This is a genomic window from Sphingobacterium sp. 1.A.5, assembly GCF_002734235.1.
GTDB lineage: Bacteria > Bacteroidota > Bacteroidia > Sphingobacteriales > Sphingobacteriaceae > Sphingobacterium > Sphingobacterium daejeonense.
On the sequence record NZ_PEBA01000034.1, the window covers coordinates 232,794 to 248,879 of the forward strand.

At 38.0% G+C, this 16,086-nt stretch carries 11 protein-coding genes; 6 read left to right on the top strand and 5 right to left on the bottom strand.

All coding sequences use genetic code 11. From position 1 onward, the window contains the following. Positions 1-8 precede the first annotated feature (8 nt). Positions 9-920 carry a 16S rRNA (cytosine(1402)-N(4))-methyltransferase RsmH gene (gene rsmH, locus CRT24_RS13770; RefSeq protein WP_099371858.1) on the bottom strand — a complete coding sequence of 304 codons (912 nt, stop codon included), beginning with the start codon at positions 918-920 and terminating at the stop codon, positions 9-11. Further along, a complete protein-coding gene (mraZ, locus tag CRT24_RS13775; RefSeq protein WP_099371798.1) occupies positions 913-1,383 on the bottom strand; it encodes a division/cell wall cluster transcriptional repressor MraZ in 471 nt (156 codons plus the stop codon). The genes rsmH and mraZ overlap by 8 nt, the downstream gene beginning before the upstream one ends. A 597-nt stretch (positions 1,384-1,980) precedes the next feature. Here mraZ and aspS point away from each other — a divergent pair. The 3 genes from aspS to CRT24_RS13795 all read left to right on the top strand — a co-directional run bounded on the left by aspS (position 1,981) and on the right by CRT24_RS13795 (position 6,084). Continuing rightward, a complete protein-coding gene (gene aspS, locus CRT24_RS13785) occupies positions 1,981-3,735 on the top strand; it encodes an aspartate--tRNA ligase (protein ID WP_099371800.1) in 1,755 nt (584 codons plus the stop codon). Positions 3,736-3,921: 186 nt separating this feature from the next. Then, complete coding sequence (locus tag CRT24_RS13790; protein WP_099371801.1) at positions 3,922-5,304, top strand: LutB/LldF family L-lactate oxidation iron-sulfur protein; 1,383 nt, start codon at positions 3,922-3,924, stop codon at positions 5,302-5,304. Between the two features lie 243 nt (positions 5,305-5,547). After that, positions 5,548-6,084: a hypothetical protein gene (locus tag CRT24_RS13795; RefSeq protein WP_144034588.1), complete on the top strand. Its 537-nt coding sequence runs from the start codon at positions 5,548-5,550 to the stop codon at positions 6,082-6,084. A gap of 64 nt (positions 6,085-6,148) precedes the next feature. On the opposite strand, the gene CRT24_RS13800 is transcribed toward CRT24_RS13795, so the two are convergent. Continuing rightward, positions 6,149-7,993, bottom strand: a complete 1,845-nt coding sequence (locus CRT24_RS13800; protein ID WP_099371803.1) for a von Willebrand factor type A domain-containing protein — start codon at positions 7,991-7,993, stop codon at positions 6,149-6,151. A 79-nt stretch (positions 7,994-8,072) separates the two neighbouring features. On the opposite strand from CRT24_RS13800, the gene CRT24_RS13805 reads away from it, so the two are divergent. Continuing rightward, positions 8,073-8,648, top strand: coding sequence for an RNA polymerase sigma factor (locus tag CRT24_RS13805; protein WP_099371804.1), 576 nt, complete (start codon positions 8,073-8,075; stop codon positions 8,646-8,648). After that, on the top strand, positions 8,641-9,942 hold the full coding sequence (locus CRT24_RS13810; RefSeq protein WP_099371805.1) for a carboxypeptidase-like regulatory domain-containing protein: 1,302 nt from the start codon (positions 8,641-8,643) through the stop codon (positions 9,940-9,942). Before CRT24_RS13805 ends, CRT24_RS13810 begins: the two co-directional genes overlap by 8 nt. 274 nt (positions 9,943-10,216) lie before the next feature. Here CRT24_RS13810 and tsaD read toward each other — a convergent pair whose 3' ends face one another. Beyond that, positions 10,217-11,218 (bottom strand): tRNA (adenosine(37)-N6)-threonylcarbamoyltransferase complex transferase subunit TsaD, encoded by a 1,002-nt coding sequence (tsaD, locus tag CRT24_RS13815; RefSeq protein ID WP_099371806.1) that lies wholly within the window; start codon positions 11,216-11,218, stop codon positions 10,217-10,219. Positions 11,219-11,390: 172 nt separating this feature from the next. Here tsaD and CRT24_RS13820 point away from each other — a divergent pair, with 172 nt between their 5' ends. Beyond that, on the top strand, positions 11,391-15,683 hold the full coding sequence (locus CRT24_RS13820) for a translocation/assembly module TamB domain-containing protein (RefSeq protein ID WP_099371807.1): 4,293 nt from the start codon (positions 11,391-11,393) through the stop codon (positions 15,681-15,683). On the opposite strand, the gene CRT24_RS13825 is transcribed toward CRT24_RS13820, so the two are convergent. Further along, a complete protein-coding gene (locus CRT24_RS13825) occupies positions 15,676-15,963 on the bottom strand; it encodes a hypothetical protein (RefSeq protein WP_099371808.1) in 288 nt (95 codons plus the stop codon). The genes CRT24_RS13820 and CRT24_RS13825 overlap by 8 nt on opposite strands. Positions 15,964-16,086: the final 123 nt, after the last annotated feature.

Here is a 16,086-nt window from a genome sequence, read left to right on the forward strand (position 1 = left end):
TTACTCTACTATATTTTTTCTGCGATCCTCAACTTTGCACTGCGTGCTCTGTTGTTTTGTTTTACTTCATCTTCCGAAGCCACGATCGCTTTCCTACTAATCACTTTAAATGGCTTGATCTCATTTCCAAAGAAATCCTTCTCTACCTCTCCCTTGAACTTGCCCTTGGCCATAAAATTCTTTACCAATCTATCCTCCAACGAATGATATGACATCACCACCAATCTGCCTTCAGCTTTCAAAACTCCTGCTGTCTGTTCCAAAAATTCCTGCAAGGCCTCCAATTCTTTGTTAACTTCAATTCTTAATGCCTGAAAAACCTGAGCATGATATTTATGTTCCTTGCCTTTAGGTACTAATTTTTGAATCGCAGCCTTCAATTCTGCAACAGTCTGGATTGGATTGCTCAATCGGCCAGTCACAATTGTTTTGGCCAACGATTTTGCATTTTGGATTTCACCGTACATACCGAAAATCCTATGCAAGTCCTCCTCAGAATATGTATTCAATACTTTGCGAGCATCAAGATCAGCGATCTGATCCATCCTCATATCCAAGTCCGCATCAAAGCGAATGGAAAAACCGCGGTCCGCAGCATCAAATTGATGCGAGGAAACTCCTAAATCGGCCAAAATACCGTCTACCTGTTTTACACCTTCTAAGCGCAGATAATTTTTTAAGAACTTAAAATTTTGGTGGATCAATGTAAACCTTTCATCCGGAAGCGCATTTTTAATAGCGTCAGGATCTTGATCAAAAGCGATCAATCTTCCCTGTGGCCCCAAATGCTTTAGAATCTCTTTCGAGTGTCCGCCACCCCCAAATGTCACATCTACATAAATCCCGTTTGGTTTTATAGCTAGTGCGTCAATACACTCCTGGAGCATTACTGGAACGTGATAACCGATTTCGTTACTCATTGCCATCTCCGAAGTTAAATCCGCCCATTACTTCTTCTGCCAATGAAGAGAAGTCATCATCCAAACTTCCATCCATCATTTTTTCGTATTCATCCTTCGCCCAAACCTCGATCTTGTCGAACTGACATTGCAAGAAAACATCTCCGTTAACATTTGCATACTCCAACAATGATTTTGGCAAAAGAACCCTTCCTGCAGAATCCAAGGAAAGCTCCGTAGCACCACGCATAAACTGACGGATGAATTTTCTGTTCCGCTCGTTATACTGGTTCAACTTCGACAACTGAAGCATCTTCTTGCTCCATTCCTCTTTCGTGTAAATCACCAAATTTTTCTCAAAACCACGATTCACAACAAGCCCTTCACGCTCTACATCAGGCAGTTGCCTTTTGAGCGCTGCAGGAACCACCATTCTTCCTTTGGTGTCCAACTTGCATTCGAATTCGCCGATTAATTGAATCATTTAGTAAACTTCTACAGTAATATTAATGTAAAAGTATACACTTTCTCCCACAATCTCCCACAATGCCCCACAAAAAAGTTTTCCACATAGTATATCGACTACAAAAAACCCCTTTAAACACCCTAAAACGCATAATAATATTGAAACACAATAAATTAAGGTTTGTAAAAAATCTCAGCTTTACGCCAAAAAACGGATACAAATTCCTTGTTTTTAAGGAATTGAATTCCCCAAAAACAGCAAAAGTGGGGCAAAGTGGAGGAACATCAGCAGAATCGAAGGTCAAGTGGGAGGAAGTGGAAGAATCTATGGTCTTTTTGAGAAAAATCCTACCAATCTGGATTTGTTTTATATGAATAATACAAGGTCAAACAGGGGACTTGTTCCACTCTCGTTATTCTTTCATTCGGACCTTGTTCGGACCTTGTTCGGGAGTTTTCCGAACAAGGTCCGAACAAGGTCCGAACAAAGCCCGAAGGAGAGACGAATGAGAGTATAACAAGGACCTTATTATACTGCCTGCTGATAGTATAGATAATATTCTTTATTCTCGCATAAATCCGATAATTTTGTGGGTCAATAAAAATTGAGATAATCATGCACAGAACACATACTTGTGGCGAATTAAGAATTGAAGATTTAGGAAAAACAGTAACCCTGTCTGGATGGGTACAAAAATCACGTGACTTAGGTGGAATGACTTTCATTGATGTACGTGATAGATATGGAATAACACAGCTGACGTTCAATAGCGAGGATGATGAAATCCTGCGCAGCAATGCACGTGATTTGGGTAGAGAATATGTAATTAAGGTAACAGGAACCGTTATAGAACGCTCAAGCAAAAACCCAAAACTCCCTACCGGAGACATTGAAATCAAAGTGAGTAATTTGGAAATTCTGAATGAATCAAAATTACCTCCATTTACTATAGAAGATGAAACTGATGGTGGTGAAGACATCAGAATGAAATATCGTTACCTTGACATCCGCAGAAACCCTGTTAAAAACAGCTTGCTATTCCGTCATAAAGTAACACAAGAGGTTAGAAATTATTTATCAGGGTTGGATTTCTGCGAAATCGAAACGCCTTATTTAATAAAGTCTACTCCAGAAGGTGCAAGAGATTTTATTGTCCCTTCACGTATGAACCCAGGCCAATTTTATGCCCTGCCACAATCCCCACAAACTTTTAAACAGTTGTTGATGGTAGGTGGAATGGACAAATATTTCCAAATCGTGAAATGTTTCCGCGATGAGGATTTACGCGCAGATAGACAACCAGAGTTCACTCAGATTGACTGTGAAATGTCTTTCGTAGAACAAGAGGATATATTAAATGTATTTGAGGGGATGACTCGTCATTTATTGAAGACTATCCACGGCATTGAAGTCGCTGAATTTCCGAGAATGACTTTTGATGAGGCGATGCGTACTTATGGTAACGACAAACCTGATATTCGTTTTGGAATGAAATTCGGGGAATTGAATGATGTCGCTCAGCACAAGGATTTCGCTATTTTCAATAATGCAGAATTGGTGGTCGGCATTGCTGTACCGGGAGCGGCTTCTTATACCAGAAAACAGATCGATGAATTGGTAGATTGGGTAAAACGTCCTCAAGTAGGTGCTTCAGGAATGGTATATGTAAAATGTGAACCTGACGGCACTTTCAAATCTTCGGTAGATAAATTCTATGATCAAGCAGATTTAGCTAAATGGGCAGAAGCAACTGGCGCTAAAGCTGGAGATTTGATTTTAATCCTTTCGGGTCCTGCAAATAAGACAAGAGCTCAATTGAGTGCGCTTCGTATGGAATTGGGTAACCGTATGGGTTTACGCAAGCCTGATGAGTTTGCTCCGCTATGGGTTATTGACTTCCCATTATTGGAATGGGACGAAGAAACAGAGCGTTTCCATGCTATGCACCACCCATTTACTTCTCCAAAAATTGAGGATATGCCTTTGTTGGACAGTGATCCAGGAAAAGTGCGCGCGAATGCTTATGACTTAGTGCTGAATGGTAATGAGATTGGTGGTGGATCTATCCGTATCCATGACAAAGATATGCAAGCATTGATGTTCAAGCATCTTGGATTTACATCAGAACAAGCTCAGGACCAATTTGGTTTCTTGATGAACGCTTTCCAATATGGAGCTCCTCCACATGGTGGTTTGGCATTCGGACTTGACCGTTTGACAGCAATCTTGGGCGGCCAAGAAACTATTCGAGACTTCATTGCATTCCCTAAAAACAATTCAGGACGTGATGTTATGATCGATGCGCCTGCGGAAATTGCTAAAGAACAATTGGATGAATTGAGCATCAGCTTGATTGAACCAAAGAAATAACAATACAATCGATATTTATAAAGCGGTCTTTCTTAATTAGGTTGACCGCTTTATTATTTTCGGAATTTTGCACAGCAGGGATTTTATAAACATTCTTGAAGGTATCACAGATAATTTTTTATCTTTAAAATTGGTTGATTTTCACGGTCAACCTTTAATTTTGCAATTAGCAACGAAATCATCCCTATGGCACAGACAGTAGCAGATAAATTTTTGAAGGATAGTGCTTCAAAATCATTTGATTTACAGCATCGTCAGGTTATCAGTAATAATATTGATAAGTATGAGATTGCTTTTGAAAAGGGAAAGAGCAAGTTTTTTGACTTGGAGAACAGCAAGACCAAGGCTAATTTGATCAAATGGAAAGCTATTGAGAATTTGGACCGCTATTTATTGGATTTTGAGTCTAATTTTACGGCCAAGGGTGGCAAGGTTATATGGGCAAATGATGCTGCCGAGGCTCGGGAAGAGATTTGGCGCATTATGGAACATCACCAAGCCAAGTCTGTCGTGAAATCAAAATCAATGGCAACCGAAGAAATTGAACTCAATCATTTCTTGGAATCCAAAAACATCGAAACCATAGAAAGTGACCTTGGTGAATTTATAATTCAATTGCTGGGTCAAAAACCCTATCATTTCGTAACTCCTGCTATGCACTTAAGCTTGGAAGAAATTGCCAAGTTATTCCACGAAAAATTTGACACACCTCTTGAAGCAACTGCGGAAGAACTCACCATGAAGGCTCGTGAAATCCTGCGTGAGAAATACACCACTGCGGACGTAGGTATTACAGGTGCAAATTTTTTGTTGGCAGATACCGGTAGCATTGCCATTACCGAAAACGAAGGTAATGCAAGACTGACCACAACATTTCCAAAAGTTCATATCGCCGTGGTAGGAATTGAAAAAGTGTTGCCAAGCATCAATGACCTCGACTTATTTTGGCCTCTCCTATCAACACATGGAACTGGCCAGAACCTGACCGTTTATAACACGGTACTTTCTGGTCCTCGTAAAATCTCGGAATACGACGGACCTGAAGACATGTACGTCATTTTGCTAGATAATGGAAGAACAAATGTTCTGGAACAAAAAGATCAACGCCAAGGACTTTATTGTATCCGCTGTGGAGCATGCTTGAACGTGTGTCCAATCTACCAAAATATCGGCGGACATACTTATGAAACAACCTACCAAGGCCCAATTGGCTCTTTAATTTCACCGCATCTAAATGGCATGAAAGAGTTCAAACATTTGAGTTATGCTTCTTCCCTGTGTGGTAAATGTACAGAAGTTTGTCCGGTAGGAATTGATATTCAAAAAATGTTGCTCTTGAATCGTAGAGATGCTGTACAACAAGACCTCGTGAGTTCGGTCGAGAAAAAAGGATGGAGTATGTTTACTTGGGCAATACAAAAGAGAAAACTCCTAGATTTCTTTGGCGGAAAAACCAAAAACTTCTTCGCTCGAAACTTCTTCAAAAAAGCGTGGGGCAATAAAAGAGAATTGCCAAAAATCGCCGATAAATCCTTTACTCAACAATGGAAAGAGAAAAAGAAGGATTAGATATGAGATGTGGGATGTGAGATGTGAGATGTGAGATATGGGATGTGGGAAAAGAAATTGGTGAAATAAAGATTTTACTTTATTTATAATAGAAATAGGGAGTTTGGATTCAGGCTCCCTATTTTTTATTGTTGTATTTAAGGGATATAAAGAATTAATACCAAAATTGATTGTTTTTTAACACATGGTTAATATTAATTAATCATTTTGACCAAAAGTAATTATCTATTAAACATTTACCGTATGAAAACAATCACATCATTGCTATGCTTGATGATTTTGGCATCCGCATTAAAAGCTCAAAAATTAGTTAACGACAGTACGTTAATGATCAATGACAGTCTGCAAATTCAAATTCATGATCAAATCCTGGTCAATGTTCCTCATTCCTTTGAGTTTGTTTCAATTGAAGAGCATAAACGTAATAAACTGAATCTTTCGAGTATTGGAGAAATAGCAGGTGCTGCTGGTGAAACCCTAACATCATTTGGATTTCACACACAAAACCTGAGTTTAGTAAAAGGAGGATTAAACTTTATCACAGGCTCTTCTGCATTGACAACCGCTGGATTGACACAAGAAGCCATCAATGAAATGAAGGTTTCAAAAAATGCCAAACATATTATAGGAAAAACTTTGAGAATCGTTTCATTTGAAAAGAAAGGATCAAAAAAAGATGGCTATGCGTATGAAGTCATAACAAACGTACCAGGTGAAAAGAAAAGATACAAAATCGACATTGCTCAAGCTCTTCGATTAAATGAAATTATCATTCTATAACAAAATTAAAAAACAAGCCAGGCTCAAATTGAACCTGGCTCGTTATTTTAACAACCTTACTAATCTATTTCTCAGTATCTAAAATTGATTTGCTATTTTCTGCTAGTCGAATAAATTCTGCTCTATATCCTTCATCGTCTTTTCCTTTTGCTGCTTTTGCTCTAGCCACTAAACTTTCAAAACTGGAGTTTTGCTTATAATCCGAGTTGCGAAGCAACATGCCAAATTCAGCAACAGCGGTTGCAAACCTGAAGTCTTCCGAAACTGCATCCAGAGGTTTTGCTACATTGGTTACTATCTTTTGCTGTAATTGACTCTTATCGGATTCTGGATCTTTATAACGGAACTTAACCGTTGCTAGTTCCCCATTTTTTGAACCCACATTTGGTTTATCATTATTTTGATATTTCAGTGGATCTACGGTTCCAATAATTGAGCTCTTCACACCAACAGGAATAATTTCATAAATTGCTGTTACGGTATGCCCTACCCCCATATCACCACCAAGTTTTGCATCATTATTAAAATCTTCTGCTTCCAACAAACGATTCTCATAACCTACCAATCTATAGCCTTGAACATAAGCCGGATTAAATTCCACCTGAATTTTAACGTCTTTGGCAACTGTAAACAATGTCGCACCGAACTCAGTAACCATTGCTTTCCTAGCCTCAGAGATATTATCTATATAAGCATAATTTCCATGACCTTTATTTGCTAAGGTTTCCATTTTGCTATCCTTTAGATTTCCCATGCCATAACCCAAAACCGTTAAATGAACTCCACTTTCTCTTTCTTTGGCAATTAGGTCTTCCATTGCTTCATTGCTAGATTCACCTACATTAAAGTCGCCATCAGAAGCTAATATGATTCTATTATTTCCGCCCTTGATAAAGTTTTGTCTAGCGATCTGATAAGCCTTTTTGATACCTGCTGCACCTGCAGTAGAGCCGCCAGCAACTAATTCGTCAATCGCTGTTTTAATTTTCATTTTTTGGTCACCCTTTGTACTTTCCAATGGTACCCCAGCACTTCCTGCATAGGTTACTATGGCTACTTTATCTTCTGGTCTCAACTGATCGACCAATAATTTCAAAGAAGATTGAACCAAAGGCAATTTATTATTTGCCATCATAGAACCCGAAACATCAATCAGGAAAACCAAATTTGAAGGCTTCAGATCTCCCTTAGGAATATCTTTAGCTTTTAATGCTATACGCATCAATTGATGTTCTTTGTTCCATGGAGCTGTCGTAAGCTCGGTATATATTTTTACAGGATCTCCATTGGTAGGTGCTTGTAGATCGTATTGAAAATAATTGATCATTTCTTCTACCCTTACCGCATCCTTTTGTGGCAACTGACCCGAATTGATTATTCTTCTCACATTGCTATAAGATGCTGCATCTACATCGACTGCAAATGTAGAAAGTGCTTCTTTGGTTGGAGAAATAAATCCATTTTCTTCAAAACGTTGATATTCCTCCTTATGCTGCGGCCTAGGTTGTATATATATTCCTGCGACACGACCACGCACTTGCGCAGTGGACATAACAGTTGGTGCCTGCTTGGCTTGAGATTCATAGCCAAGCACAACAATTTCTTCCAAATTATGTGATTCTGCTTTCAACAAAACATCTATCTTCTTTTTCTTACCAACTTTTATTTTCTGAGTTTCAAAACCCAAGAATTTAAATAAAAGAACATCACTATCTTCAACATTTATGCTGTATGCTCCATTATTGTCAGTAAGAGTTGCAGTATTTTTCCCTTGAACACTAATTTCAACTCCTGAAAGAACTGCTTTACTATCGGCGTCCTTGACAGTACCAGTAATTGTTCTTTGTTGGGCTAGTCCGCTACTACCTAGAGTAAGCAAAAGGACTATAAAAGCAAATATTTTATTCATGACTAGTAAATTTTGTCAAGGGATGCATAAAAAATCAAATTTCCATAAACGAGAAAAAAAATTTATTTTTCAGCAGTAAATGAGCAATAGGACCTTGTCAAAACAGCGCAATCAAACAGATGAAGATCTGCTCGGAGACTACCTTCGGGAAGGAGACCTCCGCTACCTAGGCGACCTCTATCAACGACATAGCGAAATGGTCTATTATGTGTGTTTACGCTATTTCAAAGAGCCTGAGCGCAGCAAAGACGCGGTCATGCAGATCTTTGAAGAACTCATCGACAAGGTAAAGAAACAAGACATCCAAGACTTCCCCCGCTGGCTTTATGTAGTCAGCAAGAACCATTGCTTAATGGCCCTGCGATCTGCAAAAAACAAGGTTGAAATTGTTACAGATAATTTTGTGGAATTTTCTATGAACCTGCATCAGGAGGAAAACTATCAAGAGAGGGAGGAACAATTATTGAGATTAGAAAGCTGTTTGGATACATTGATCGAGAAACAAAAAAGAAGTATCCAATTATTCTTTATCGAACAGAAATGCTACAAAGAAGTGGTAGAAATAACCGGTTATAGCATGAATGACGTAAAGAGTTTTATTCAAAACGGCAAAAGAAATCTTAAAAACTGCATGGAAAGGAATTCTCATGAATAAGAACTTTGACATAGCCTACTTACGTAAATACGTGAACGGAGAACTGAGCAGCTCCGAGATGTACGCTATTGAAAAAGCTAGCCATGAGGATGAATTTTTAATGGATGTCCTTATGGGATTGGAAGAAGAAAAGAAACTCAAAAAGCCACTTGATGTTTCCGACCTGCATACTCCAATATTTGAAAGAAGTCATGAACCTAAAATACGCTCTTTTAGGAGTTATAGATTTTTGGGTATTGCAGCATCCTTGTTATTAGTTTTGGGTATTGGTACCATTTGGTTTCTAAACAAAGATCAAAAACAATTACATGAGACCTTGGAGGCAGCGTCCGTTGAGCCAGCAGAGGCACCAACCGATACCACATTGAACAGTATAAACCTGGACAGTTTGGATGGACATAGCGACGAGGAAACATTGATAGCAATGGCAAGCCCAGAGACAGCGCCGACTGAAGAATTAAAAGACAGTCGATCTTCAAAACAAACTGCTTCAGCAGCATCTAAGCAAGGTAATGAAGTAGACAGGATTGTGGCTCAAAACAAAGATATCTTTCTGAAAGAAGTGCCAAGAGCAGATACCAGTGGCTTTGCTGATAAAGACGAGTTGCGTATTGCTAGTAATTATGCGCCTGAGCAACAAGTTTTATCAGACAATTCTCCTGTGATTCAGATTCGCAGTAAGAAGGCTCCTCAAGCAAAATTAGCCGGAGCAGTCAGTGGAATACAGGTAGACAGAGTATCTTCTTTGCAAGATGTTAAAAAACTTGCTACCGGAAGAGTATTGGATCAGCAGTCGGGAAGACCAATTGCCAATGCTTCGGTAAGAGATATAAAAACTAACGATGTGGTGATGACTGATGCAAATGGTGAATATGTAATGCCTTTGACCTCTGATAACCAGAAATTGGAAATCTTATCTTTAGGCTATGAAAAAGCAAATATCATTGCCAGCAATAATAAAATCGTGCAATTGGAGCCAAGTTTTGCTCAATTGGATGAAGTTGTAGTTGTAGGTTATGGTGGCAAATCGCCGAAAGTAAAATCCGAACCTTTGGTGGGCTGGGTCGCTTACAAAAAATACATAAACGACAATTCCTATCAAACCTTGTTAGGAAAAGGTTCTGTTACCTTGATATTCGATATTTCTACCTTTGGACGTCCGATTGATATCACCGTTAAGAAAACAAGCAACCCAGAACTAAACCAAAAAGCCATTCAAATTATTCAAAATGGCCCAGACTGGAAAAAAGGAAACGATGGAAAGAAAATCGAAGTGAAAATTAGTTTTAGGTAGAGTAGACAGTAGACATAAGACATAAGATTATTTCTGGATCTCTAATGTCTTATGTCTATAACCAAAAGTCTAAACCTCATTATTGCTGATGGACTAATGTCTTATGTCATATGTCTATAACCACAAGGCAAAACCCCCATTCTTGTTGATGGTCCAAAGTTTTATGTCTATAAACACAAGTCTAAATCCCATTCTTGGTAATGGACTAATGTTTTAGATCTAAAGTCTAATGTCTTGTGTCTTATGTCTAATGTCTATTACCACAACTATATGCCTAAACCCCCATTCTTGCTAATGGTCCAATGTCTTGACCGATGAAATCTTGTTTTAGGAACTTTTGATATCCTGCTATTGCGATCATTGCAGCATTGTCGGTGCAATATTCGAATTTAGGAATAAAGACATTCCAGTTATATTTTTGGCCCATTTCTAGGAGACCGTTGCGTAGTCCTGAGTTTGCTGATACCCCGCCTGCGATAGCAATATCCTTTACTCCGGTTTGTTTCGCTGCCTTTTTAAGCTTATTCAATAATATCGAAACGATTCTACTCTGCACGGATGCACATAGATCATCCATTCTTTCGTCCAAGAAATTAGGGTTCTTTTTAATTTCATCTTGCACTAAATATAGAATAGCGGTTTTCAGTCCCGAGAAGCTAAAATTAAGTTCGGGGATCTGAGGTTCTGGTAATTTAAAGGCATTTGGGTCACCATCTTTAGCGTGCTTATCTATCAATGGCCCACCTGGATAAGGGAGATTCAAGATTTTGGCAGTTTTATCGAATGCTTCACCTGCGGCGTCATCCAATGTTTCTCCGATGAGATCCATTTCAAAATAATCTTTTACCAATACAATTTGCGTATGGCCTCCTGAAACAGTAAGGCATAAGAACGGAAAATTCGGTTTTGGATTATCAATAAAGTGGGCTAAAATATGTGCTTGCATATGATTCACCTCAATCAATGGAATATCTAGGGCAAGAGCAAACGACTTTGCAAAAGAAGTTCCTACTAATAAAGCACCTAAAAGTCCAGGTCCACGCGTAAAAGCTACTGCATCTATATCATTTTTCCGTATTTTAGCAGAAGCGATAGCTTGGTCTACTGTTGGAATAATATTTTGTTGATGTGCTCGAGAAGCTAACTCAGGAACTACACCCCCATATTTAGCGTGAATTGCTTGACTAGCAATAATATTTGACTTAATTTCGCCATCTATACATATAGAGGCCGAAGTTTCATCACATGAAGATTCTATTCCTAGAATAATGGCCATTTTGAGAGAAGTATAAAATTTAATTTACAAAAGTATCAAAAAAATACTTAAAATAACGTTAATAAGCCTGCTCAGCATCTTAGCCCTGCTGTCAATTCTGCTATTCTCTCTACAGTTTTCTGCTGTTCAAACATATGTTACCAAAAAAGTCGCTAAATACCTTTCTAAGGAGTTGAATGCAAATGTTGAGATTGGAAAGATTTATTTCAAGCCCTTTTCCGAACTCAACCTCTACGACTTCAATCTTTCCGATTCAAAGGGAAACCCTATACTTTCAGCAAAGAAGCTCAATGCAGATCTGATCTTAACAGATTATTTTCAGAACAAGATTGTCATCGAAAGATTAAATATTGAAAAGGCGTATGTGGATTTTCAAGTTTACAAGGACAGTTCGAACATTAAGTTCTTAATAGATTATTTTGCTCCGAAAAAGAAAAAAGATCAAACTCCAAAGAAGAAAATGGAGCTAAAGCTTTACGAAGTTAATTTGGTAGACAATCATGTCAAAATCATTAACCATACGCAGAAGCATCATAGCCGCGGTGTTGATTTCTCCGATATTGAGTTAACCCACCTAACTGGAAATTTCAGTAAAATTGAGCAAGATTCCACAACTCTGAAAGCAATTATTAAAAAGCTTTCTTTCCAAGAGAAATCTGGCTTTAAAGTGAAGGAATTAAGTTCTCATGCAGTCGTAACGGACAAGTTCATGGAATTTGACAATTTAAAGCTCTTGACTAACAACTCCACGCTTGGAAATTACTTAAAATTCAGCTATAAAGATTTTGGAGATTTCGGAGATTTTGTAAAAAAAGTAAACATTGATTCCCAGATGGAAAATGTCTTTGTTGATTCTAAGGACATTGAATACTTTGCACCTGACATGAAATTTGTCAGATTTAAAGCGGAAGTAAATCAAGGAAATGTCAAGGGCACTGTAGCCAATATCCGCGTTCAGAATGCCGATATAGAAACCGGGGATGAAACCAGGTTAATTGGGGATTTCAATATTAAAGGTCTGCCAAATATCAATAAAACCATTTTTGACTTTCAGGCCGAACGATTGCAGACTACTGCTCAAGATATTGAAAAATTAGTTCCTGAACTTTCAAATAGAGGTTCTTTTACCCTACCAGAACAACTTCATAGATTAGGTTTAATAAGATTTGCTGGTTCATTTAATGGCTTATATAATTTATTTGATGTCAAAGGAGATTTTGAAACAGAATTGGGTCTTCTCAATACGGAGAGTCACATCAATATCCAGAATAACATCGATTACGCTGGAAGCCTTCAGAGTGATAATTTCCAAATCGGAAACCTCATCAACAGCAACAGCATAAAAAACAGCGCATTTGATTTAAATTTTGATGGCCAAAACCTAGATTTCAAAGAAATCCAATTGAACATCATTGGAGATTTAAGGAATTTTCAAATGGGCAACAATCAATACGACAGCATTTCTGTTGACGCCTTCTTATTTGAAGAGCAGATTGAGGCTAATGGTCATATCAGCGATAAAAATGTAGCCTTAGCCTATGACGGTAAAATAAATCTCCAGGAAGAACAGAGTGTCTATAATGTGGATGCCCAAATTGATATGATCAATTTGAAAAAGCTGGGTTTTGTGACTAAGGATAGCATTATAATTTATGATTCCAATATCAGCACACATTTGACGGGAAATAATCTCAACAATCTAAACGGGGACTTACGTGCCAACCAGATTTCCATGGAGACTTCAAAGGGTAAGTTCACGATTGATGATGTTTATTTTTCTGCTGAAGGAAATGAAATGGATAGGTCCTTGATACTTAAATCCAATGTGATGGATGCAGAGGTTAGAGGAATAATTGACCTCAATACCATTGTACCATATTTTAAGGCATTGGCGATGCGCTATGCTCCAGCAATAGGATTAGAAACAGAGGCATATAACCCGCAGTTATTTGATTTAGATCTCAATATAAAGTCATTTGAAGCGGTATCAGCGTTTTTAGACCCAACCTTAACCTTGGAAGATGGCGCCACTTTGGAAGCTCACTTTTCGTCGGAAGACTTTACCGCCCAGTTTACTGCCTTCAGCCCATTTGTAAAATATCAAGGGGTTAATTTACAGAACCTGACCATCAATGAAAATGCAGATCAAAATGCTTTTTCACTCAACTTAAAAGCAGATAAAGTATTTTTAACGGACAGCATATTTGTTAATAATGTTGAAATAAACAATATCCTCTCCAATGATAGTCTTTTATTTAATATTAAAGCAGCAGAGGATACTGATGAAAACTTTATGCGGTTAAATGGAAACATACATTTTGCCCATAATAAACCTGCTTACATCAGGTTTGACGAATCTACGATTGTCTTGAATTATGAACCTTGGACTTTTAATACCGATGCTGAAATGCGGGTTTCAAAAGGAAAGTTTTACTTGGATAATCTAGTAGCTTCACAAGGAAATCAAAAGGTGGAATTCAATGGAGTGTTATCAAATGAAGATGACAAATTAGAAGTTCAATTCAGCAGATTTAATTTACACTCACTAGAATCGGTCACTAAACCTATGGGGATCCATTTGGATGGTGAGTTAAATGGTCATATTGAAGTGCATTCGATCTTTAAAAAACCGTACTTATCAGCGAATGTAAGTACTACTCCGATGGTTTGGAACCAAATTCCTATAGGACAGATGGTCTTATTGGCAGATTTCGACCCTGAGTCCAAAGTTGCAAATTTAGACTTTCAGCTATTGGATGACCGAAAAAGGGGGTTGACCCTGAATGGAACTTATCAAGTTGTTTCTGGGGATCAGGCCATCAATTTAAAAGGTAGATTGACACAAGCAGAACTTATATTGTTCCAACCATTTATTCGCAACCTAGCTTCGGATCTGCAAGGAAAAATGGATGCAGAATTAAATATAGGTGGCACTCTTCAAAATCCACTCATCAATGGTACTGCTCATATAGAAAGTGCATCTTTCAAAGTGAACTATCTTAAAACTACCTATAATCTGAATAGTCAATCGGTCATGATTGATCAGAATAAAGTTATGATGAATAACTTGACCTTTACTGATATCAAAGGTCATCAAGCCGTTGCTGGAGGCGTCGTAGACCTTTCAAAATTAGCTAACCCTTACATTGATGTGAATGTAGCAACAAACAATGTAATGATTTTGAATACGACCTATAAAGACAACAATCTTTATTATGGAACTGCATACGCTACTGGCACATATCAATTCAAAGGGTTTACCTCGGCAATTGATATCAATATCAAGGCAAGATCGGAAGAAAATACTACCATTACCATTCCTTTCAATACAGCCATGACGGTTTCAGAAAGTGACTTTATTTATTTTGTCAGTAAAGATTCTACAGAGAACCAAGAGAATGCATCTCGTTACTTTTTGAAAGGCATGACGATGAATATGGATCTAGAGCTTACACCTGCTGCTGAGGTAAACCTACAAACCGACATTGGTTCGCTAAAAGGAACGGGTACGGGAGAGATCAGTTTGAAGGTTTCGAGTTTGGGGGATTTTGAAATGTTTGGCGACTATGCCGTAAATTCTGGAAAATTCCATTTTACAGCTCAAGATTTTATCAATAAATATTTTGACCTTAAGCAAGGTGGTACTATCCGTTGGACAGGATCTCCTTCTGGTGCGACGGTAAATATTACTGCAGTCTACCAACAAAGAACATCCATACGGGACTTATACAATGCCGCAGGTAGAGCTGGGCAGGATGAAAGGGTATTAGCACAGGCCGATATGATCATCAAAGGAACGCTTAGTCAACCCGATGTATCATTTGATTTAAACTTCCCGCAAACACCTTATGTTAAGGATGAGTTGCAGGCTTATTTTTCAGATGCAAACAACGTAAACCAACAAGCCCTAAGTTTAATTATCCGAAGGAGTTTTACAGCCAACAATTCTGGAGAGCTTGGAAGGGAAGTAAATAACACGCTCCTATCCGCAGGAACTGAGATTGCATTCAACCAATTGAATAATATCTTAGCCCAATCCTTAAACATTAACTTTTTGGACTTCAATATCCGATCATTGAATGATGCATCCGCGTCTTTTAGATTCTTTGATGACCGATTGGTATTGACTGGAGGAATAGTAGACCGTAGAAATATTCAAACAACAGATTTGACTTTCTTCTCAAATCAAGTAGCTACGGATGCTGAGTTGACCTATAAAATCAGAAGGGATGGAAGCCTTATGTTCAGAGCATATAACAGGCTAAATACGAGAAATATTTTGTTTACACCTACTGATGATTACATCAATGCTGTAGGATTGGTATATCGTACAGAATTCAATACCCTAGGTGAGTTTTGGAAAAAGATGTGGACATTTAAACCTCGGAGAGACACCATTCCTACGATACCTACTATTTCACAAGATAGTATCAAGAATTCATCTCAGCTGCCCGCAGCTAACTAAGATATTTTTCCAATAGATATTCTCTTTCCTCATCTAAAGAACCTTTAAATTCTGGTTGCTTAGCACGATTGTACCAATATCTAGCATTCCACAGATCACCCTCTACCCTATGCAAATAAGCATGGACATGAGCAGACACCATATCATTTAATTGATCGATGAGGTCATGCGCTTTTTTCCAATCTCCGTTGGCATCATACCATAAGGATTTGATCTGTACATCCCATTCTGGGTTTGGTTGAGGATTGTTAAGGGTGGCTTTAAATTCTTGTAGTGTCATGGAATTAAGTTGATTTTTATTACAATAATTAATTATCAGATTTAGTCTTCAAATATCCTTAAAGATAGGTAATTCGACATTTTAGCTTTCAAAAATATTAAGGAACTGTAAAGTTTATATTAA

What these genes read in the sequence shown, in the direction of transcription:
- aspS (WP_099371800.1), top strand. Translation starts at nt 1,981, where the DNA reads ATGCACAGAACACATACTTGTGGCGAATTAAGAATTGAAGATTTAGGA.
- tsaD (WP_099371806.1), bottom strand. Translation starts at nt 11,218, where the DNA reads ATGGCCATTATTCTAGGAATAGAATCTTCATGTGATGAAACTTCGGCC.
- CRT24_RS13805 (WP_099371804.1), top strand. Translation starts at nt 8,073, where the DNA reads ATGAGCAATAGGACCTTGTCAAAACAGCGCAATCAAACAGATGAAGAT.
- CRT24_RS13790 (WP_099371801.1), top strand. Translation starts at nt 3,922, where the DNA reads ATGGCACAGACAGTAGCAGATAAATTTTTGAAGGATAGTGCTTCAAAA.
- CRT24_RS13825 (WP_099371808.1), bottom strand. Translation starts at nt 15,963, where the DNA reads ATGACACTACAAGAATTTAAAGCCACCCTTAACAATCCTCAACCAAAC.
- mraZ (WP_099371798.1), bottom strand. Translation starts at nt 1,383, where the DNA reads ATGATTCAATTAATCGGCGAATTCGAATGCAAGTTGGACACCAAAGGA.
- rsmH (WP_099371858.1), bottom strand. Translation starts at nt 920, where the DNA reads ATGAGTAACGAAATCGGTTATCACGTTCCAGTAATGCTCCAGGAGTGT.
- CRT24_RS13810 (WP_099371805.1), top strand. Translation starts at nt 8,641, where the DNA reads ATGAATAAGAACTTTGACATAGCCTACTTACGTAAATACGTGAACGGA.
- CRT24_RS13800 (WP_099371803.1), bottom strand. Translation starts at nt 7,993, where the DNA reads ATGAATAAAATATTTGCTTTTATAGTCCTTTTGCTTACTCTAGGTAGT.
- CRT24_RS13795 (WP_144034588.1), top strand. Translation starts at nt 5,548, where the DNA reads ATGAAAACAATCACATCATTGCTATGCTTGATGATTTTGGCATCCGCA.